Origin of the sequence: Candidatus Methylomirabilis limnetica (assembly GCF_003044035.1) — a bacterium.
Lineage (GTDB): Bacteria > Methylomirabilota > Methylomirabilia > Methylomirabilales > Methylomirabilaceae > Methylomirabilis > Methylomirabilis limnetica.
In genome coordinates this window covers 19,551-39,800 of the sequence record NZ_NVQC01000036.1, presented here as the reverse complement: position 1 = coordinate 39,800, position 20,250 = coordinate 19,551, and the positions used below count along the sequence as shown (strand labels likewise).

Below are 20,250 nucleotides of genomic sequence, written 5' to 3'. Positions count from 1 at the left end.
CTGATAGCTGCGTTATATGCATCTGAAAAGGATCCTCAGTGCTGTCGCCCTCCTCCCAGCCTTTCTCCTGCTGGTTCAGTTCGGAACCCCTTTCCATTTCTTCTTACTTGTTACTCTCGCGATCATGGTTGGACTGTACGAGTTCTACGGGATGGCAAGGGCCGGTGGCTGGCATCCGTTGACGCTCCTGGGGATGGGGAGCGGCCTGGCGCTGAGTTGCATGGAGTTTCTCGGAGCGCCGGCACCCTGGCTGATATCGGCCATGGCGGGGGTGGTCGTCCTCCTGCTTCTCAGTCTCCTGGTGGGGGGGACGGAGCCGAAAGAGGCTGCCTCGCGGGGGGCAATCACCCTGCTCGGCCTCATCTATGTCGTGGGACTGCTGAGCTTTCCATCGCTCCTGCGGGCCATGGTGTTGGGGCGCATCTATATCTTTTACCTTGTCTTCGTCACCTGGGCAGGAGACACCGGGGCGTTCTATGTCGGTTCGGCGATGGGGAAGAGGTCGCTCTGTCCCTCCATCAGTCCTGGCAAGACCGTGGAAGGGAGCGTGGGCGGACTTATCTGTTCTGTGTTAGCCTCCGGCCTGGCCAAGTTCTGGTTCTGGGAGGATCTCGGGACCGTCGAATGCCTCGCGCTTGGACTCGGGCTGGGCGTGCTGGGTCAGGCTGGGGATCTATGCGAATCTATGCTGAAACGAAGTTTCGGGGTGAAGGACTCCGGCAGGCTGATCCCGGGCCACGGCGGTGTGCTGGATCGAGTGGATAGCCTCCTCTTCACTGGGCCGGTCCTCTATGTGGCTGCGCTGGCGGGGTGGGTATGACGTCGATCTTGCTGGCTGCGCTTTCAGCAGGGCTCCTCATCCTCGCGTTTCCGTCACCAGACCTGGGATGGCTGGCGTTCGTGGCCCTTATCCCATTACTGTTGGCCATTCGCGGCATGGCTCCGGTTCGAGCCTTCTATCTCGGGACTCTTGCGGGATGGCTCTTTTACCTCATCAGCGTCTCATGGGTGACGCATTCGATGTCGGTATACGGCGGCGTGCCTGTCGCTCTTAGCGCGCTTGCGCTTGTCCTCCTGGCAGCATACCTCTCGCTCTACATTGGATTATTCGCTATGGGTACCTCGTGGATGGCGAGTGCGCCGTGGCCTCTCAACCTTCTTGTCCCATCGGCCTTGTGGGTCGGTTTGGAGTATCTACGAACCTATGCACTGACGGGATTTCCCTGGATCCTCCTGGGGTACACGCAATACCGGCATATCTCGCTTTTACCAATTGCGTCCGTCGCTGGGGTGTACGGTCTTTCGTTTCTGGTGGTGCTCATCAACATCGCACTGGCGCAGTGGGTTGGAGGCGCGCCCGCCCGTTTTCGGAGCATCGTCTTCGCCGGGGCTCTTACCCTGGCCCTCCTCGCCGCTCCGAGACTGCTGTCGCCGCCGGCTACGTCTGCTGGATCGGAACAGGCGATTCGGGTCGCTCTAGTGCAAGGCAACATCGACCAGGGGTCGAAGTGGGATACGGCGATGCAGGCAGCCACCATCGAGCGATATCGCAGTCTCAGCCTGGAGGCGGCAAAGTACGCCCCGGCCCTCATCGTGTGGCCTGAAACCGCCGTTCCTTTCTTCCTTCGGCATGAACCTGCGTTGCAAGGTCGCGTCTTGGACATCGCTGCTGAAACCGGTAGCTATCTGCTGGTGGGCAGTCCGGATGCCGAGCCACCCGCAGCCGCCAATGGCGGTACCCGCTACCATAATAGCGCATTCCTGATCTCTCCCAAGCGGGAACTCCTCAGCAGGTACGACAAAATTCACATGGTTCCCTTTGGAGAGTACGTTCCCCTCGGTTCGATCCTATCTTTCGTCCATAAGCTGGCGTACGGAATAGGCGACTTCGAAGGGGGCCGGACCTACACCATCTTTGATACTCCGGGCGGCCGCTTCGGAGCCACCATCTGTTATGAGGCGATCTTTCCGGATCAGGTTCGACGCCACGTGAAAGAAGGGGCAGAGTTCCTGGTCAATATCACAAACGATGCGTGGTTTGGCCGGTCGGCTGCCCCGGCCCAGCATCTGGCAATGGCTGCCCTTCGGGCCGCCGAGAACCGTCGCTATCTGATCCGAGCGGCCAATACCGGCATTTCCGCTATTGTGGATCCGAGTGGTCGGATTCTCCAGGCCTCCGATATCTTTGTACCCACCGTGATTACAGATCAGATTCGCGTAGAGCGAACGCAAACCTTTTACACTCGTCACGGTGATCTCTTCGCGTGGGTCTGTGTCATCTTCATCGTCGTAGTGTCCATGGCAACGTGGGCCCGGAGTGCCGTTCGAATCGCTTCGGTGTCTGCCGCCGCTTCACACAGGAGAACGCAATGATCATCCCGGAGTTCGCGCGCACACTCGATGAATTAAAGGAGAAGCTCCATACCCTATGGATCTACCTTTGACGTAGAGGCAAAGCAGTTACGTCTAATCGCGATTGAAGAGCTGCTCCATTCACAGGAATTCTGGGCCGACGCCTCCAGTGCTCGGGAAACCATGAAGGAACAACGCGCGCTGAAGGATGTGGTTGACCAACCGGAGGCCATCGGGCGCGAGCTAGAGGATCTGACGATCTTGCTCGGGCTGCTGCGGGAGGAAGAAGACCCACAGGCTCTGAAAGAGTTGGAGGGTTCGCTTAAGAGCCTGGAGAGCCAGATCGCCGCGCTCGAGATAACGACGGTCATGATTGGAGAATACGACCAGGGCAACGCGATCATTACCGTCAATCCAGGCGCCGGCGGTACCGAGTCGCAGGATTGGGCACAGATGCTGCTGCGGATGTACCTGCGTTGGGCGGAAGCCGGTCGCTATAAGACTGAGGTTATCGACCTGCTCCCTGCGGAGGAGGCAGGGATCAAGAGTGCCACGGTGACGGTGACGGGCAAGTATGCCTATGGCCGCCTGAAAGCCGAGATTGGGGTCCACCGTCTCGTTCGCATCTCTCCGTTCGATGCCAACCACCGCCGTCACACCTCCTTTGCTTCGATCTTCGTCTACCCTGAGATCGATGACACCATTGATGTATCTATCGACGAGAAGGATCTGCGCGTTGACACCTACCGCTCCAGCGGGGCAGGCGGGCAGCATGTGAACGTCACTGACTCGGCGGTGCGGCTCACCCATCTGCCGACGGGTATCGTTGTCTCCTGTCAGAATGAACGCTCGCAGCATAAGAATAAGGCCATGGCCATGAAGGTCCTGCGCTCCAGACTGTACGACTACTATCGTCGAGAGCAAGAGAAGGAAATGGCCAAGCTCGAAGGCGAAAAGAAGGACATTGCGTGGGGCAGCCAGATTCGTTCGTACGTGCTCGCGCCCTACCAGCTCGTTAAGGATCACCGGACCGGCCTGGAGACGGGTAATGTCGAGAAAGTTCTCGACGGAGAGATCGAGCCATTCATCGATGCCTTTTTGCTGAAAGGGCGAAGCGCGTCTGAGGCTGCGAAATGAGATGTGCTGCACCTTGATGCACGCCACAAGTATCCCAATATTACTCAGAGCATAAAATAGCTTGCCTCCCCCTTTAGCAAAGGGGGAAGTTACTGGAGATGTTGTGCAAGAGTGCAATCTAGTTAATGCTCCCCATAATAACGAGCGTTGGGAGTAACCATTCAGTTACGGGTGGAAAATCTCCCCTAGCCCCTCTTTTCCAAAGAGGGGGACTACCCGTTTCCCCCTTTGAGAAAGGGGGATTAAGGGGGATTTTATAAAAACCTACCACATTTTATTTAATGATTTCCCCCCTCTCACTGAATGGTTACCGGTGGGAAGCGAAAATACTTGACACCTTCCGGTCGTTCTTGATAGAAAGGACGAACGGCTACCTTTGCGCGCATCGGTAGTTTGCGGTTCGTGAGCGGAACAACACTGAAAAGGATGTGGCTCGATGGCGAAGAAGTTTTTCACGGTCCTTGTCCTTCCCGATGCCAGCTCCCATATCCGAAGATTCCATATCGCTAAACCCCTCCTCAGCGCGCTTGCTGTTACCTCAGGCTTCATTTTTATCGCCTTTCTCTTCCTCATCTATCAGGCGGTGGGCCATACCGGCCACATGCTGGAGCTCCGCCAGCTTCGAACAACATCAAACGAGCAGGCCAACCTGCTGCAGAAATTTGAAGGTCTCGAGAGTCAAATGGTCCAGCTCCGGGAGTTCGACGTTCGTTTGCGGACGGCAGCCGGTCTGGAGGTGAAGGACGCGGAGAGTTCGATCGTTGGCGTGGGAGGGGCGGATACCTTGAGTTCGAGTGCCCTGCTGGTGGCGGCCGTCGCTCACCAGACCTCACCCGCTAACCCTTCAACGGGGATTAGGGCTGATAACCTGGGCGGAGAGTTCGACCGATTAAGCCGCGAGATGAACGATCGCAACAAGAGCTTTCAGGGTCTGATCGGGTCGCTCGAGACGAAGCGGAGCCTTCTGGCCTCTACCCCGACCATCTGGCCAACCAAAGGGTGGCTCACGGCCGGGTTCGGGCAGCGTCGCTCACCCTTTACCGGGCAGCGACAGATGCATGAAGGAGTCGATATCGCGAACACCGTTGGGACGTCGGTCATCGCCCCTGCCGATGGGATCGTCACGTATACGGGTCCGCTCGGCGGTTTCGGCGACGTGGTCTCAATCGATCACGGCCACAAGATCTCCACCTTCTATGCCCACCTGCAACAGCACAAGGTATCGCAGGGTCAGCGGGTGAGAAGGGGGGACATTATTGGCTTGGTGGGGACAACGGGCCGCGTGACCGGGCCCCACCTTCATTACGAGATCCAGGTGAACGAGGTGTCGGTTGATCCAACCAAGTATGTCATCGATCAGGAAACGGTGAAATATCTCGGGAACGGTGACTCGGCCGAGTAGCGATCGGATCGCCTGGTTATAGGTTGTGGGCTAGGACCCCCGGAGGAGCAGGCTCTTCGGGGGTTTTTGTTTGTTGTTGCGTAGGGGCAGGGCTTGCCCTGCCCGTGATGGGCGCGGCAAGCAGCGCCCCTACGCCAGACTTCGTAGGCCTCGCAATACCCCTGGCGTACACGGTGCACCCATTTTTGGAGGCTCCTTTCGGATTGAAGGCTTCCCGCTTCTATGGTAGTATCCGCTCGAAATCGCTAGATATTAGGGAGGAGAGGGCTCAACGATGTTCATGAAGTTGGTGTCCAGGATTGTTGGAACAAAAAATGAGCGGGAGCTCAAGCGAATCCAGCCGATGGTGGCGGCGATCAATGAGCTGGAGCCAAAACTGAAGGCGCTCTCCGATGACGACCTTCGCGGCAAGACGACCGAGTTCAGGGAGCGGATTGTACAGGGGGCAACCGTCAACGATCTCCTCGTTGAGGCCTTTGCGGTCGTGCGGGAGGCAGGGCGCCGCGTACTCAATATGCGCCACTTCGATGTCCAGATGCTTGGTGGCATCGTCCTGCACGAGGGCAAGATCGCCGAGATGGCGACCGGCGAAGGCAAAACCCTGGCGGCCACGCTCCCTGTCTACCTGAATGCCCTGGAGGGAAAGGGTGTCCACGTGGTGACCGTGAACGACTATCTTGCCAAGCGAGATAGCCAGTGGATGGGCGGGATCTACCGGTTCCTGGGACTCTCCGTGGGCCTGATCCAGCACGACCTGGCCGACACGCCTCGAAAACTGTCCTATGACGCCGATGTCACCTACGGGACCAACAACGAATACGGTTTTGATTACCTGCGCGATAATATGAAGTTTTCCGCCGCGGACTTCGTGCAGCGTGATCTGCACTATGCCATAGTGGATGAGGTAGACTCAATCCTGATCGATGAGGCCCGAACCCCGCTCATCATCTCCGGGCCGGCGGAGGAATCGACCGAGAAGTACTACCAGATCGATCAGATCATCCCGCGGCTGAAGCGGGGGGCCACCATTGTGGGCGGCAAGATGTACGAGGCGGAGGCTCAAGTGTCCGGGGATTATATGGTTGACGAAAAGGCGAAGTCGGTCGCCCTGACCGATAGTGGCATGGCCAAGGTGGAGGGCCTCCTGGGGGTGAAGAACCTCTACGATCCAGCCCACATAGAGTTCGTCCATCACGTCCAGCAGGCGCTGAAGGCCCATGTCCTCTTCAAGCTGGACGTAGACTATGTGGTTAAGGATGGTGAGGTGATAATCGTCGATGAGTTCACCGGCCGTCTGATGCCCGGGAGGCGGTGGAGCGATGGGCTCCATCAGGCGGTAGAGGCCAAAGAGCGGGTCAAGATCGAACGGGAGAACCAGACCCTGGCCACTATTACCTTCCAGAACTACTTCCGGATGTACAAAAAGCTTGCGGGGATGACCGGGACGGCCGATACGGAGGCTGCGGAATTCGCCCAGATCTACAATCTGGACGTGATGGTGATGCCGACGAACCAGCCGATGGTCAGGACCAACTACCCGGATGTCATTTATAAGAGCGTACGAGAAAAGTACGACGCTGTCGTGGAAGAGATCGCAGAGCTACACAAGACCGGACGGCCGATCCTGGTCGGGACCACCTCGATCGAAAAGAACGAAAAGCTCTCGGCTCTTCTGAAACGAAAGGGAATACCTCATCAGGTGCTGAACGCCAAGCAGCACGAGCGGGAGGCCGAGATCGTGGCTCAGGCCGGCCGCTTTAAGGCGGTTACCATCGCCACCAATATGGCCGGCCGCGGGACCGATATCCTCCTGGGTGGTAGTCCGAAGTTCCTGGCGGCGGAGCTGCTCGGACGGGGTGAGGCGCCGGAGGATGGGGTCGATCCTCATGAGCTGGCCAATACGATCGAGGAGGTCCGTCAGATGCAGCACTATGGCCTGCTGGATCTGTCGGTGAACGCCGAGGAGTATGCCGCGGCGCTGGCCGTAGTTCGCAAGCAGACCGAGGCCGAACACCGACAGGTGGTCGACCAGGACGGCATGCACATCATCGGGACCGAGCGCCATGAGGCCCGACGCATCGATAATCAGCTTCGGGGGCGCGCCGGTCGTCAGGGCGACCCTGGCTCATCCCGCTTCTACCTCTCGCTGGAAGACGATCTTCTTCGCCTGTTCGGATCCGACCGTATCAGCACCATCATGGAGAAGCTGGGGATTGAGGAGGGGGAGCCGATTGAGCACAGCATGGTCACCCGCGCGATCGAGACGGCTCAAAAGCGAGTAGAGGCCCATAACTTCGAGATTCGCAAGCACCTCATCGAATACGATGACGTGATGAATAAGCAGCGGCAGATCATCTACGCTGAGCGCCGCAAGATCCTTGATGGCGAGAGCCTACAGGACACCCTGGCTGAGATGCGGGGCGAGGTGATCGACGAGATGCTCTCGCTCTACGTCAACGCAGAGAGCTATCCCGAGGAGTGGGATCTGGCGGGCCTCACCGAGGCGGTGAAAAGACAGTTCGATCTGGAGATCTCGTGGCCTGCAGAGGAAGTGGGGTCGCTCACTGTGGCGTTGCTACGCGATAGTATTGAGGATCGAGCGCTCAAGTTCCACGAGGAGCGGGAGGCGAGACTCGGCACGGAGGTGATACGATACCTGGAGCGGATGGTCATGTTGCAGGTAGTGGACTCGCAGTGGAAAGACCACCTCCTGGCCATGGATCACCTGAAAGAAGGGATCGGCCTTCGAGGGTACGGTCAAAAAGATCCGCTCATCGAGTACAAACGCGAAGGCTTCGCGATGTTCGAGGCGATGGTCGAGCGGCTTAAGCAGCAGACGATCGAGTATCTCTACAGGGTCCAAGTGGCGCCCGACGAGGCCCTCGCGTTTGCGGAGGCACGGGACGCGCCACCTGGCGGGGGCGGGGATAGCGACCATGTCCTTCGTCCTCCATCCGCTCCGCAACCGAGGGCTGCGGAGCGCTCCCTCCGGCCGCTATCCGCGACCGCTCCCATCAAAGTGGTTGGAAAGAAGATTGGGCGGAACGACGACTGTCCCTGCGGCAGCGGCCGAAAATATAAGAAGTGCTGCGGCGCTTGAGCTGATAGCTGAACGCTGACGGCTGACGGTAACATGATGCGTGGGGTGTCGGTCATTGGCGTCGGATGTACGCCGTTCGGGAAACAGACCGGCGTCGGCATCACTGACCTGGCGCTGCAAGCATGCCGGGAAGCCCTTCACGATGCACAGGTCCCCACGAGCCTGGTGCAGTCATTCTACCTCGGCAACTTCGCCTCAGAGGCTCTGGTCCATCAAGGGTCGCTGGCCCCGATCGTCGCGTATCGGCTCGGCCTCGGGCCGATTCCCTGTACGAGGGTGGAAGGGGCGTGCGCCTCATCAGGTATCGCCTTCCGTCATGGGGTGCTGCTGATCGCATCGGGGCTGTGCGATATCGTGCTCGCCGCCGGTGTCGAAAAGATGACCTCGGCGGAGACAGGGGCGGTGACGGAGGCGCTGGCCTCAGCCGGCGACGCAGAGAGCGAGATGCGACTGGGTCTCACCTTCCCGGGGACCTTCGGGATCATCATGCGGCGGCATATGCACCAGTACGGGACGACGCGCGAGCAGGTGGGGATGGTCTCGGTCAAGAACCGGCAGAATGGCAGCGCCAATCCAAAAGCCCACTTTCAGAAGCCAGTAGCCTTGGAGGAGGTCATGGGCTCAAGGCTAATTTGCGATCCGCTTCGACTGTATGATTGCACGCCGATCAGCGATGGCGCTGCGGCTGCCGTCCTATGTGCGGCCGATCTGGCGAGCGAGTTCACCCAGCGGCCAATTGATGTCATCGGTTCCGGTCACGCCATTGGTCCCGCGACGCTGTTCGAGATGGCGGACCTGACCACCTTTGAGGCCTCGGTGGCCGCCGCGCAGCAGGCCTACCGAGAGGCCGGTATCGCCCCGCGCGATATCGATGTGGCCGAGGTGCACGATTGCTTCACCATCGCTGAGATTACGGCCATCGAAGACCTGGGATTCGTAGAGAAAGGGAAGGGGGGACCGGCCGTCGCCGATGGGCTCACGGCGCTTGACGGGAAGCTTCCGATCAATCCGAGCGGAGGCCTGCTGAGTAAGGGTCACCCGGTCGGCGCCACAGGTCTCGCCCAGATCTATGAGATCGTCGGGCAGTTGAGGGGTGAAGCGATCAACCAGGTAAAGGGCGCCCAAATCGGCCTGGCTCACAACCTTGGTGGGACCGGTGCGGTCAGTACGGTCCACATCCTGAAGCGGCGATGAGGATGGCCTCATTCGAGGCGTTTGCGTGCGACGCCTGCAAAGGCCTGTTTGCCAGGCCTCAACACTCCTGCCGGCGCTGTGGGGCGATAACCATCCTGCCAGTGAACCTGTCGGGTAGAGGCACGCTCACCTCCTTCACGACTATTCGAGTGCCGCCGACCGTCTTCCTGGGGCAGGAGCCGTACGACATCGCGGTCATCGATCTGGAAGAGGGGCTGCGGGTCACGGCTCGACTCACCGTCCCGGCTGGGAGAGCAGCGGAGATCGGCGATCCGGCGGTTTTTGAAGAGGTCCTCCCGTATGGGCCGGTCTTTCGGCTGATCTAAGAGTGGGAGTAACTACTCAGGTAGATAGGCTGAAGGCTGAAGACCGTTAGGGGTAAAGCAGTAATCACGCAACACTTCGGGCATGTGAGCTGGCTGATGACGTCGCAATTTGTCGGAGCGTTTGGACTTCTTGCCCAATGAGGAGTCCTCTCTGATAGAACTAAAGGTCGTGGAAACCGAGAAGGTCTTGAATCCACTGGGGGTTCATTCCCCGCCGCTTGCCGCGAGTTCGTCATACCGGCGGAAGCCGGTATCCAGCGGGCCCGACTGGATTCCGTGTCAAGCACGGAATGACGGGCCAGAACAGAAGACGATACCCCGTAGCTTGCTGCGGGGTAGTTCATTCGTGCCTTGCGAGATACTGTAGAGCCTTCAGCCTTCAGCCTAAACGCCTAAGTAGTTACGAGTGGGAATGGACAACAGTATGCTGACGATTGCAGGGATCCAGATGGGGTGTGTGGCTGACCCTCGGGCCAATCTGGAGAGAGCGCTGGAGCTCGGCCGGGTTGCGGTTGAACGGGGGGCGAAGGTTATCTGCTTTGCGGAGTGTTTTGCCTGGCCCTGGTTTCCCAGTCAGGTCGATCAGTCGCAGTTTGCCGTCGCCGAGCCGGTTCCTGGGCCGCTCAGTGAGACGATTGCCGCATTTGCACGGGATCACCAAGTCGTTGTGATCGCGCCGATCTTCGAGCGTGGGGACGATGCCGCCTATTACAATACGGCCCTGGTGTTTGACGCTGATGGGATCCTGCTGGGTCGCTACCGAAAAAATCATATCCCGCAGATCCAGAACTATCAGGAACGGTTCTATTTCCAGCCCGGGAATCAGGGATTCCCCGTGTTCCATACCCGATACGCCACGATCGGCATCCAAATCTCGTGGGATATGTTCTTCCCGGAAGGGTCGCGCCTGCTCGCCCTTCAGGGGGCCGACGTGATCTATGCGCCGATGTCCGCTTCGGTGGTCGCATCTTCCGCCAAGTGGGAGCGGGCGATTGTCGGGAGCGCGGTCTACAACGGAGTTTTTGTATTTCGGGTCAATCGCATCGAGGGCGAGGACGGGCTGCCCTTTTACGGCAGGAGCTTTTGTGTTGATCCGAACGGCGACTTCGTGGTGGAACCAAGCGGTGCCAGCGAAGGCGTGATCCTGGCCGAGGTCGACCTGGGATGGGTTAAGACGATCAGGGACATCTGGCCCTTCCTCCAAGACCGTCGCCCCGAGATCTACGCCGGGTTGACCTAGAGTCAATACTGTTCACTTTAGCCGTTCGTGGTGAGCCTGTCGAACCACAATTACCCTTCGACTTCTGTTCTGGCTCGTCATTCCGTGCTTGACACGCCTGCCCCGTACTGGATACGGGGGAATCCAGTCGGGCCCTCTGGATACCGGCTTCCGCCGGTATGACGAACTCGCGGCAAGCTGCGGGGAATGAATCTTCAGTACATTCAGCCGAAAGGGCACTATGGCTATAATCGCACCTTTCAGAGGATTACGGTACAATCCGGACCTCGTAAAAGAGCTGAGCCTGGTCATGGCTCCGCCCTATGACGTTATTTCACCGGAGGGGCAGCGAACCTTCCACGCCCGCCATGAGCAGAATGTGATTCGCCTGATCCTCGGCGAGGCGCTGGAGGGAGACGACGCGGTACGGAATCAATACAGTCGCGCGGGAGATTACTTCCGCCGATGGCAAACCGAACAGGTGCTGGTTCGTGACCCTGCGCCCGCCGTGTACCTCTACCAGCAGACCTTTCAGCTCCCTGGCGCCGGGACGCTCACGCGATACGGTCTGATCGGGCTGGTTCGTCTGGAGGAGTTCGGTAGTCGTACGGTCTTCCCTCATGAGCGAACAATGGGGGCAGCCAAGGCCGACCGACTTCGTCTGATACAGGCCTGTCACGCGAACTTGAGTTCTGTCTTCGGCATCTATCCCGGTCGCTTTCTTGAACTGGATCGGCTGACGGCTGCCGCCGAGGAGTCCAAGCCGACCATTGACCTCATCGATTGGGACGGCATCCACCATCGGGTCTGGACCTGTCAGGATCGTGCAGCGATCAAGAGACTTCAGGCGGAGTGTGCGTCAACGCCGCTCTTCATCGCGGATGGTCATCATCGGTATGAGACTGCGCTGACCTTCCGAGATCTCATGCGGGAGAAAGAGAAGGGTGACCCCGCCCAGACGCAGAGACGGCCTTACAACTACATCATGATGACGCTGGTCAGCGCCGAGGACCCCGGCCTGGTCATCCTTCCGATTCATCGGCTGCTCAGACACCTGCCGGGCGGTAGCCTGGATGGATATCTGGCCCAGCTTGCCCGGCAATTCACCGTCGAGAGGCTGCCTGTCCCCCGCGACCCTGCGGCCGCCGCCTCGGCCCTGCTCAGCCGGCTGCGACAGACCAAAGAGGGGACGCACTGTTTCGGCCTGTACGGTGGAGAGGAGCGTGCATACCTCCTGACGCTCGCCGATGAACAGGCCCTGGAGGCTAAGGCGGATGAGGACAAGCCACCCGTCTACAGGCAACTGGATGTCACCATCGTTCATGCGCTTCTGATCGAGGGGCCGTGGTCCCGGCAAGGGCTGTGCGATCTTCCGGAGGATGCGCTGAGTTATCACCATGATGCCGCAGAGGCCATCCGACTGGTCCAGCAAGGGGGGTGGGCAGCGGCCATTTTGCTCAATCCAACGAAAATCGCCGAGGTCCAGGCGGTGGCCGAGGCCGGCTTACGGATGCCGCCAAAGTCAACCTTCTTCTACCCCAAGCTCCTTACCGGCCTGGCGATCCATCCCCTCATGCCCGACGAGGTGGTCGAGGTATAGGCTGCTGAGAAGCGTCCAGCCGCCGGCACTCAGCCAATTCCCACCGCCCCATCCCTCGCCAAGGTTGAGGACCGCCTGCTTTGGCTCCAAGCGCACTACGAAATGATAGCCACCCCTCAAGCTCCTGGCTCTTGGCAGGACAGTGCGGGGAGATCCCTTTCTATCGGCAGCATTCGGACCGCTTGGCTTGAGAGCGTCGGGTATCGAGTAGTTCGGTTCTGGGATTACCCCCCACCTTCATCCTCCCCCTCAAGGGGGGAGGAAATCCATAAGGGGAGGAGAGGAATCCACAAAAGGTGTCCCTTCCCCCCATGAGGGGGAAGGTGAGGATGGGGGGGTGGAGGACCGAAGCGTAGCCATGCTTTCGTGCCATGAGCCAAATTCCTTGACTTCATTAGATCGAGCGCGTAACTTTATGCTAACCTGACTTCTACTGCGCGAACGTGTGCCATTCAATGCCGATATCAGCACCTGCGAAGCCGGAACATGGAGCCCTATGATCCCAGGATCCCTGGAAAACGATTATCCCATCCTCCTTACCGGTGGGGCCGGATTCCTTGGCTCTGCAGTGGTCAAGGCCTTGAGGGAACACGGCTTCACGAGGCTGTTCATCCCTCGAAAGGCCGAGTATGACTTAACTCGCGAGTCTGAGGTTATTCGGCTCTACCGCGACACGCAACCTCGCGTGGTCATTCACCTGGCCGCCGTGGTCGGAGGTATCGGCGCCAATCAGCAAAATCCCGGCAGGTTCTTCTACGAGAACCTACTCATGGGCACCTTTGTCATGGAGCACGCCCGCCTATCCGGCGTCGACAAGTTCGTAGCGATCGGAACGATCTGCGCCTATCCGAAGTTCGCCCCAATTCCTTTTCAGGAAGAGCACCTCTGGAACGGCTATCCCGAAGAAACCAATGCGCCGTATGGGCTGGCCAAAAAGATGCTGCTAGTACAGTCCCAGGCCTACCGAAATCAGTACGGTTTCAATGCCATCTATCTGCTGCCGGTCAATCTGTACGGTCCACGCGACAACTTCGACCCCGCCTCGTCGCACGTCATCCCGGCCCTCATCAAGAAGTGCTGTGACGCCATCACCGCCGGTCAGCGAGAGATCATCGTCTGGGGGACAGGTAAGGCTACGCGAGAGTTCCTCTATGTCGAGGATGCCGCCGAAGGAATCGTCCTGGCCACCGAGCTGTACGACAAGCCCGATCCGGTAAACCTGGGGGCCGGCTTCGAGGTCTCGATCCACGACCTGGTCCACCTCATCGCGCGACTGACCGGCTTTACCGGGACCATCACCTGGGACGCGACGAAGCCTGACGGGCAGCCGCGTCGGTGCCTGGACACTTCCAGGGCCGAACGAGAGCTCGGGTTCAAGGCCAGGATGCCTCTAGAGGAGGGGCTGCGCAGGACGATCGAATGGTATCAGCAGGCTCATCGCTAGAGCCGAAGCAGCTTTCGTGGACGGGCCATGTCTAATGGCGTAAACCCGCTCCCGCTGGTCTCGATCATCACCCCTTCTCTCAACCAGGGACGGTTCATCCGGGATACCATCGAGAGCGTTCTCTCGCAGGACTATCCCAGATTGGAATACCTCGTCATGGACGGGGGCTCCACGGACGAGACCCTGGACATACTGCGGAGCTATGGGGGGGGACCGGCTCACGTGGAGGTCGGGCCCTGATGGAGGTACTCATACGAACAATACTGGCTTCCCCTATCAGAGTGGTGAATCAACCCCCTTACCGGTCGCTTTGAGGTGACAGCTCGGCACAACGATTGGCTGACCAAGTTCTTCGTCATACGCTCTCCCATCGCATAGCCCACGATTTCACCGTTGGAAAGATCCTTGTGACCCGCAAGAGAGAGCCATCCTTCATCGGTCGGCGTATAGGTCATATCGCTCACCCGCACGCTATTGGGTGGTGCTGACTTAAATTGCTGATCCAGCACATTCTCGGTTACCGGGAGGGTATGCCGTGAATCGGTAGTCACTGTGAATTTCTTCGTCTGTTTACAGCGCATCCCAAGCTTTTTGCGGAGGCGTTTGATTCGGCAAACGTCGGCATGGACGCCCCGTGTTCCGCCAAATCGTGCTGTAAGGGTTCAGGACCGCATGTCTGGCGTGTACGCGTAGGTGCGGCCTTGATCTCAACCTCCAGACGCGCATTCTTCTGCGTCCGATCAGAGGGGGACCGCTCAAGCCAAGCGTAATATCCACTTGCCGATACCTCCAATACCCGGCTCATCAGCGATACAGGATATTGTCGTCGCATCTCTTGCATCACCGCGTACCGGGCAGCGACTCTTTCGCAAAGTACGCGGCGGATTTTTTTAAGATGTCCCGCTCCATCTTTACTTCAACCAGTTCCTGCTTTGTCCTGGCCAACTCCATCTCGATCCCGGTCAGCGGCTTCTGGCTCTTGCCTATCTCAGATAGCTTTCCCGATTTACTCGTTCGCAGCCGGTTCCCCAACGTTGACGGCGGCAATGACACCCTCCGGGTTGCTGCCGGTATCGTCATGTTCCCTTCAGTGCCCAGTTTTACCGCTTCTTCTCGAAACTCCTTCGTGTACCTTCCCTGTGGAATCCCCTTCATCTTGACACCTCCGTCGTTATATTTTACACGACCCTGGTTTCCATTGATTCCATCCTACCTCAAGTGACCGCCTGCGTTTCATCTAGTCATGGAGGCCTTGAACGTGATAGCATTCAGGCTGTTTTGAGGCGTTGTTGTTGGTGGAGTGGTGGCAGTGCGTAGCGTCGTTGCGCTCGGCGTGTAGCGACGGGCGCTAGTAACCAAGCGAGAGCAGGGGACATCAGGATGACGGGAAAGGCGCAAGAAGCTCATTATAGCATGCTGGAGGTTGCGCTCGCCCAGTTGGACGCGGTGGCAGAGCGACTCGCGCTTGATCCGGGCATTCACAAGCGGCTACGGCAGCCCCAGCGTTCCCTCATCGTGTCGGTCCCGACCCTGATGGACGATGGGCGGCTCGAAGTCTTTACTGGCTTCCGGGTGCAGCATGACCTGACCTTGGGCCCGACAAAGGGCGGGATCCGCTACCATCCGGGCGTGAACCTGGGTGAAGTGACGGCCCTGGCGATGCTGATGAGCTGGAAGTGTGCGCTGATCGGCCTTCCGTATGGAGGCGCGAAAGGGGGGATTTGCTGCGATGCCACTCGGATGTCGCAGGGTGAACTTGAACGGATGACGCGCCGCTATACCTCTGAGATTCTTCTCGTTATCGGCCCGGACCAGGATATCCCGGCCCCCGATCTCTATACCAACGAGCAGACCATGGCCTGGATGATGGATACCTACAGTATGCACCGGGGTATCACGACGCCGGGCGTGGTCACTGGCAAGCCGCTGTTGCTGGGGGGGTCGCTGGGCCGCGCCGAGGCCACTGGCCGTGGTGTCTACTATGTTGTGAAGGCGGCGGCCCGGGACCATGACGTGCCAATGAAGGGGGCGAGGGTGGTGGTCCAGGGATTTGGTAACGTCGGTGCTGTGGCTGCCAAGCTGTTCTATGAAGAAGACTGCCGCGTGATTGCGGTGAGCGATAGCAAGGGCGGGATCTATAATGCAAACGGGCTCAATATTGCTCAGGTGTTGGCTGAGGACGCTGAGGGAGGCTCCGTCACCCAGCACCGTGATGGCGATCGGATTTCCAACGAGGAGATCCTTGAGCTCGAGTGCGATATCCTGATTCCTGCTGCGACCGAAGGCCAAATTACGCGCAAGAACGCCGATCGGATACGGGCCAGGATCGTGGCCGAAGGGGCGAACGGGCCGACGACGCCAGAGGCCGATCAGATACTGGCGGCGAAGGGGACGACCGTCATCCCCGATATCCTCGCCAACGCAGGCGGCGTGGCGGTCTCGTACTTTGAATGGGTGCAAGATTTGCAGCAGTATTTCTGGCACGAGCATCAGATCAACGAACGGCTGTCCGAGGTGATGATCTCCGCGTACCAGCGGGTCGTGGCGCTGTCTCGCAAAGAGCAGGTTGATCTTCGGACCGCCGCGCTGATGCTGGCCGTCAAAAGGGTGGCTGACGGCAAGCGACTTAGGGGGTTGTATCCATGACGCAGATCGCGAGGCTCATCGCCAGGGAGATCCTGGATTCCCGTGGCTATCCGACCGTCGAGGTGGACGCTGTGTTGGAGGACGGCTCCATCGGGCGGGCATCCGTTCCGTCCGGTGCTTCAACCGGCCGCCACGAGGCGCTGGAGCTGAGGGACGGGGATCCGTCCCGCTATGCGGGGAAAGGGGTACAAAAGGCGATCCGCCATATCCACGACCTCATTGCCCCAGTCCTCCTAGGCAAACAGGCTGATGAGCAGGCAGCGATCGATCAGATGCTCATCACACTTGACGGGACCGAGAATAAGGCCAGACTGGGCGCCAACGCGGTATTGGGCGTCTCGCTTGCCGTCGCGAAGGCCGCCGCAGTCGCACGGGGTCTTCCGTTTTACCGGTATCTGGGTGGCCCATCGGCTACGACCCTTCCGGTTCCCCTTATGAACATCATCAATGGCGGGGCGCACGCCGACACCAACGTCGATTTTCAGGAGTTCATGATCGTACCTGTTGGGGCACCAACCTTTGCTGAGGCTGTCCGGTTCGGGGCGGAGACCTTTCGCGCGCTGGGTAGTGTTCTGACTGGGAGAGGCTACAGCACCACGGTTGGCGATGAAGGCGGTTTTGCGCCACGCCTACGCTCAAATGTTGAAGCGATCGAGTTGATCCTGGAGGCGATCGCAAAAGCCGGTTATCGGCCAGGCAGCGACATCGCGCTGGCGCTCGACCCGGCGGCGAGTGAGTTCTTCGATGAGGGCAAGTACGTCTTCAAGAAATCTGACGGCTCGGCCCGGGACGCTGAAGGGATGATTCGCTTTTACGGCGACTGGATCCGCCAGTACCCGATTGTCTCGATCGAGGATGGCTTGGCCGAGGATGACTGGAGGGGATGGAAGGAACTTACCGCCGAGATCGGGAAGAAGACGCAACTGGTGGGCGATGACCTCTTCGTCACGAGTAGCCGCCGGCTGGCCCGCGGGATCGATGAGGGCGTTGCCAACGCCATTCTCATTAAGCTTAACCAGGTCGGGACGCTGACTGAAACACTTCAGGCAATGGAGTTGGCGCGCTCTGTCGGGTACCGGACCGTGATCTCGCATCGGTCGGGTGAGACAGAGGACACGACAATAGCCGACTTGGCGGTAGCCACGGGTGCCGGCCAGATCAAGACCGGCTCGCTCAGCAGGGCCGAACGGACCTGCAAGTATAATCAACTGCTCCGAATCGAGGAAGCGTTAGGGCCGGATGCGGTCCTGGCGGCCCCGTTTGCCAAGGCGCAGTAGGGTGTTGGTCACGGTCGACGGTTCTTTGAGTGTCTGCGTCCGCTAGCGGGTTCGGGGTCGCTTGCCTGGAGATCGGACGCGACGCCGAGACCGGCAACCTGCCGCACGCTCTCTTCGAACTCCTTTAGCTTGTCCATTTCCAGCTTGAGTTTGCTCAGTTGCTCGGCCTGCCCTTGCAGGAGCGAGGTCATCGCGAGATTTTCTCGCTCCAAATATTGCATACGGGTCAGGTAGTACTGGCCCCGAACCAGGTTGAGCAGCGTCACGGTTGAACCAACGGTCAGGACCGTCAGCATAATGCAGGAGATGACGACGATCCGCCTTGAAAGGCAAAACTGCCGCATTCGGCCGCCTTCGGTAAAGGCCATGATCGTGATGACCCCCCTGAGGGCGGCGCCGATAAACGACCCCAGCGACAACAGGCCGTGAAATATCTCTCTCAGTGCTCGCATATTCTTCCCTCCTTGCCAAAGCTGACAGCTAATAGCTTATAGCTAACAGCTATTGTTGCCAGAAATGATCGTAACCACCGGCAAGCGCAACCGCTCTGCCATCTTGCCGTTCGAGGCGGCATCCGTGACCTGCTTCCCAGACCTTCCCAATCGCTGTCACAGTTACCGCATCAGGGAACATGGCGACAATATCGGCAGGATCCCACGAAGAGGTAAAGAGCAGCTCGAAGTCTTCTCCACCCTGCAGTGCCAGGGCAAGTGGTTCTTGAGCGAAGCGCTGCGCGACGGCTGATGCCGCCTGATCGATCGGGATCTGATCCTCTCTGATCGTCGCCGAGACCCCGCTTTCGCGGCAGAGATGTGTCAGGTCAGAAGCCAGCCCATCACTCAGATCAATCATTGCTGACGCGACTCCAGCCTGCGCAAGGGCCCTTCCCTCCCGGATCCTTGGGATAGGGCAGAGATGTCGTTCGATGGCCTGTCTGATATCCTCCTGGAGCGAGCCGGAGACTTCATATGGGGTCTCGACATGATCGTCCAGGAGACGGAAACCGGCCTTAAGCGCTATGAGACCTGCCGCCGCCGCACCCAATCGGCCCGTAACCCAAATCCGTTCCCCCGGTTTCGCCCCGGAACGTGTGACAGCTTTACCCACCTCAACTTCTCCTACCAGGGTCACGCCAATCATGAGTGTTGCAGAGGCGGAAAGATCGCCGCCGATGACCTCGACTGCGAATTGCGCACCTTCCTCCCGGAGGCCACGATAGAGTTCATCGACAAACTCGATCTCTTCTTCGGGAGGGATTGCCAGAGTGACAAGCGCGGCGCGCGGCAGACCCCCCATGGCGGCAATGTCACTCAGATTGACTCCCATCGCCTTACGTCCGAGACGAAAAGGCGTGATGGTCTGTCGCGTAAAATCGACCTCATCAACGAGCAGATCAGTCGTGAGTAGAAGATCTCTGCCTGCTGTGGGCCGCAACGCGGCGCAGTCGTCACCGATTCCAAGAAGGGCATCGTGCGGCTTGGGCAGAATCCTTCTGATCCGTTCGATCAGGGCAAACTCCCCGATAGCCGAAATTCTCATCTGTCGTCGTCAGTCCCCTCACCTTGATCCTCTCCCACAGTGGGGGAGAGGGGGGAGTGAGGGGGGGTGGGCAGGAACATTCCCATCGCATGCAGGCGATCGGCTAGCTTGGCGAATTCATCGAGGCTCAGGGTCTCGCCGCGGCGCTTCGGATCGATGTCCGCATCCACCAGGGTCCGCTCTAGGGCTGTGGGCTCCGCCATGATGTCGGCATGGAGTAACGCATTGCGGAGCATCTTCCTGCGCTGTCCGAAAGCAGCTCGCACAATGCGAAACAGCAGATCAGGGGATTGCACTGACACCCTGGGTCCATGGAGTAGATCGAGACGAACGATGGTAGAATCAACGGCAGGCTTCGGATAGAAGGCTGTCCTTGAGACCTGCGCCACCACTGAGACGTCTGCCTCGTAGTGACAACGGAGTGTCAAGGCACTATACCCCTCTTCGTTGGGGGCCGCCAGGAGCCGCTGCGCCACTTCTCGTTGCACCATAACCAGGAGGAAGGAAAAGTGCTGCCGCAACGGGATCAACTGAAGGATCAGAGGAGTGGCCACCGAATAGGGAAGGTTTGAAACCAGCTTGGCCGGTTTATGTCCTGGGAACATTTCATCGAGAACACTCACGAAATCGAAGCTGAGGGCGTCATCGCAGATCAATGAAACCCTGGGATGATCTTTGAGGCGATCCACCAGCAGACGATGGAGCCCAGGATCCCGCTCAATAGCCATCAGCCAGCCCGCCCGTTCAGCGAGACCCTCGGTCAGAACACCCGTACCGGGACCGATCTCTACCACGAGGTCGTGCGGTTCCACCTCTGCCGCGCGAAGGATCAGATCGCGGACCGTAGGGGCGATGAGAAAACTTTGCCCGAGGCCTCGTTTCGGCAGCAGATGATATTGGCGAAGTAGCGCACGGGTCTCGTGCCCAAGAGATGGCGGCCGATTTGAGTGGCTAGTCCCGCTAGTAAGGTAGGGGCGGGGTTTATTTCCGCCTGAAAAACGGGAGGGCATAAAG

Annotated in this window: 17 protein-coding genes and 1 pseudogene; 13 read left to right on the top strand and 5 right to left on the bottom strand. The window is 59.1% G+C overall.

Annotation, left to right across the window (positions count from 1 at the left end; all coding sequences use genetic code 11):
- Positions 1-16: 16 nt before the first annotated feature.
- The 11 genes from CLG94_RS12190 (at position 17) to CLG94_RS12140 (ending at position 14,014) form a co-directional block, all read left to right on the top strand.
- On the top strand, positions 17-820 hold the full coding sequence (locus CLG94_RS12190) for a phosphatidate cytidylyltransferase (RefSeq protein WP_107563912.1): 804 nt from the start codon (positions 17-19) through the stop codon (positions 818-820).
- Entirely contained in the window at positions 817-2,373 is a 1,557-nt protein-coding gene (gene lnt / locus CLG94_RS12185; RefSeq protein ID WP_107563910.1) for an apolipoprotein N-acyltransferase, read from the top strand. Before CLG94_RS12190 ends, lnt begins: the two co-directional genes overlap by 4 nt.
- Positions 2,370-3,489, top strand: a protein-coding gene (prfB, locus tag CLG94_RS12180; protein WP_107563908.1) for a peptide chain release factor 2 whose coding sequence is annotated in 2 segments (ribosomal slippage) — positions 2,370-2,441 and positions 2,443-3,489 — 1,119 coding nt in all. Because the reading frame shifts where the segments join, the coding sequence is not laid out codon by codon here. Before lnt ends, prfB begins: the two co-directional genes overlap by 4 nt.
- Before the next feature lie 436 nt (positions 3,490-3,925).
- A complete protein-coding gene (locus CLG94_RS12175) occupies positions 3,926-4,891 on the top strand; it encodes a M23 family metallopeptidase (RefSeq protein WP_107563906.1) in 966 nt (321 codons plus the stop codon).
- 274 nt (positions 4,892-5,165) lie between these two features.
- Positions 5,166-7,991: a preprotein translocase subunit SecA gene (secA, locus tag CLG94_RS12170; RefSeq protein ID WP_107563904.1), complete on the top strand. Its 2,826-nt coding sequence runs from the start codon at positions 5,166-5,168 to the stop codon at positions 7,989-7,991.
- A gap of 33 nt (positions 7,992-8,024) precedes the next feature.
- Positions 8,025-9,185, top strand: coding sequence for a thiolase domain-containing protein (locus CLG94_RS12165; protein WP_432264770.1), 1,161 nt, complete (start codon positions 8,025-8,027; stop codon positions 9,183-9,185).
- Positions 9,182-9,511 (top strand): Zn-ribbon domain-containing OB-fold protein, encoded by a 330-nt coding sequence (locus tag CLG94_RS12160; RefSeq protein WP_107563902.1) that lies wholly within the window; start codon positions 9,182-9,184, stop codon positions 9,509-9,511. Before CLG94_RS12165 ends, CLG94_RS12160 begins: the two co-directional genes overlap by 4 nt.
- 412 nt (positions 9,512-9,923) lie before the next feature.
- Positions 9,924-10,751 (top strand): nitrilase-related carbon-nitrogen hydrolase, encoded by an 828-nt coding sequence (locus CLG94_RS12155; protein WP_107563900.1) that lies wholly within the window; start codon positions 9,924-9,926, stop codon positions 10,749-10,751.
- Between the two features lie 220 nt (positions 10,752-10,971).
- On the top strand, positions 10,972-12,330 hold the full coding sequence (locus CLG94_RS12150; RefSeq protein WP_107563898.1) for a DUF1015 domain-containing protein: 1,359 nt from the start codon (positions 10,972-10,974) through the stop codon (positions 12,328-12,330).
- A 496-nt stretch (positions 12,331-12,826) separates the two neighbouring features.
- Positions 12,827-13,774, top strand: coding sequence for a GDP-L-fucose synthase family protein (locus CLG94_RS12145; protein ID WP_107563896.1), 948 nt, complete (start codon positions 12,827-12,829; stop codon positions 13,772-13,774).
- Between the two features lie 27 nt (positions 13,775-13,801).
- The gene (locus tag CLG94_RS12140) at positions 13,802-14,014 is read left to right on the top strand and encodes a glycosyltransferase (protein WP_239993241.1); all 213 of its coding nucleotides are present in this window, start codon (positions 13,802-13,804) and stop codon (positions 14,012-14,014) included.
- A gap of 5 nt (positions 14,015-14,019) precedes the next feature.
- Here CLG94_RS12140 and CLG94_RS14075 read toward each other — a convergent pair.
- Positions 14,020-14,259, bottom strand: a pseudogene (locus CLG94_RS14075) (DDE-type integrase/transposase/recombinase); the annotation flags it as partial.
- A gap of 355 nt (positions 14,260-14,614) precedes the next feature.
- A complete protein-coding gene (locus CLG94_RS12130; RefSeq protein WP_107563892.1) occupies positions 14,615-14,929 on the bottom strand; it encodes a transposase in 315 nt (104 codons plus the stop codon).
- Between the two features lie 225 nt (positions 14,930-15,154).
- Between CLG94_RS12130 and CLG94_RS12125 the strand changes: the two genes are divergently transcribed.
- Positions 15,155-16,420: a Glu/Leu/Phe/Val family dehydrogenase gene (locus tag CLG94_RS12125; RefSeq protein WP_239993240.1), complete on the top strand. Its 1,266-nt coding sequence runs from the start codon at positions 15,155-15,157 to the stop codon at positions 16,418-16,420.
- Positions 16,417-17,697: a phosphopyruvate hydratase gene (eno, locus tag CLG94_RS12120; RefSeq protein WP_107563890.1), complete on the top strand. Its 1,281-nt coding sequence runs from the start codon at positions 16,417-16,419 to the stop codon at positions 17,695-17,697. The genes CLG94_RS12125 and eno overlap by 4 nt, the downstream gene beginning before the upstream one ends.
- Before the next feature lie 8 nt (positions 17,698-17,705).
- On the opposite strand, the gene CLG94_RS12115 is transcribed toward eno, so the two are convergent.
- Genes CLG94_RS12115 through rsmA form a run of 3 tightly spaced genes read right to left on the bottom strand, consistent with a single transcriptional unit; the run spans position 17,706 to position 20,246 of the window.
- A complete protein-coding gene (locus tag CLG94_RS12115) occupies positions 17,706-18,149 on the bottom strand; it encodes a hypothetical protein (RefSeq protein WP_107563888.1) in 444 nt (147 codons plus the stop codon).
- 49 nt (positions 18,150-18,198) lie between these two features.
- The gene (gene thiL / locus CLG94_RS12110; protein WP_107563886.1) at positions 18,199-19,236 is read right to left on the bottom strand and encodes a thiamine-phosphate kinase; all 1,038 of its coding nucleotides are present in this window, start codon (positions 19,234-19,236) and stop codon (positions 18,199-18,201) included.
- On the bottom strand, positions 19,233-20,246 hold the full coding sequence (gene rsmA / locus CLG94_RS12105) for a 16S rRNA (adenine(1518)-N(6)/adenine(1519)-N(6))-dimethyltransferase RsmA (RefSeq protein ID WP_239993239.1): 1,014 nt from the start codon (positions 20,244-20,246) through the stop codon (positions 19,233-19,235). The genes thiL and rsmA overlap by 4 nt, the downstream gene beginning before the upstream one ends.
- Positions 20,247-20,250 lie beyond the last annotated feature (4 nt).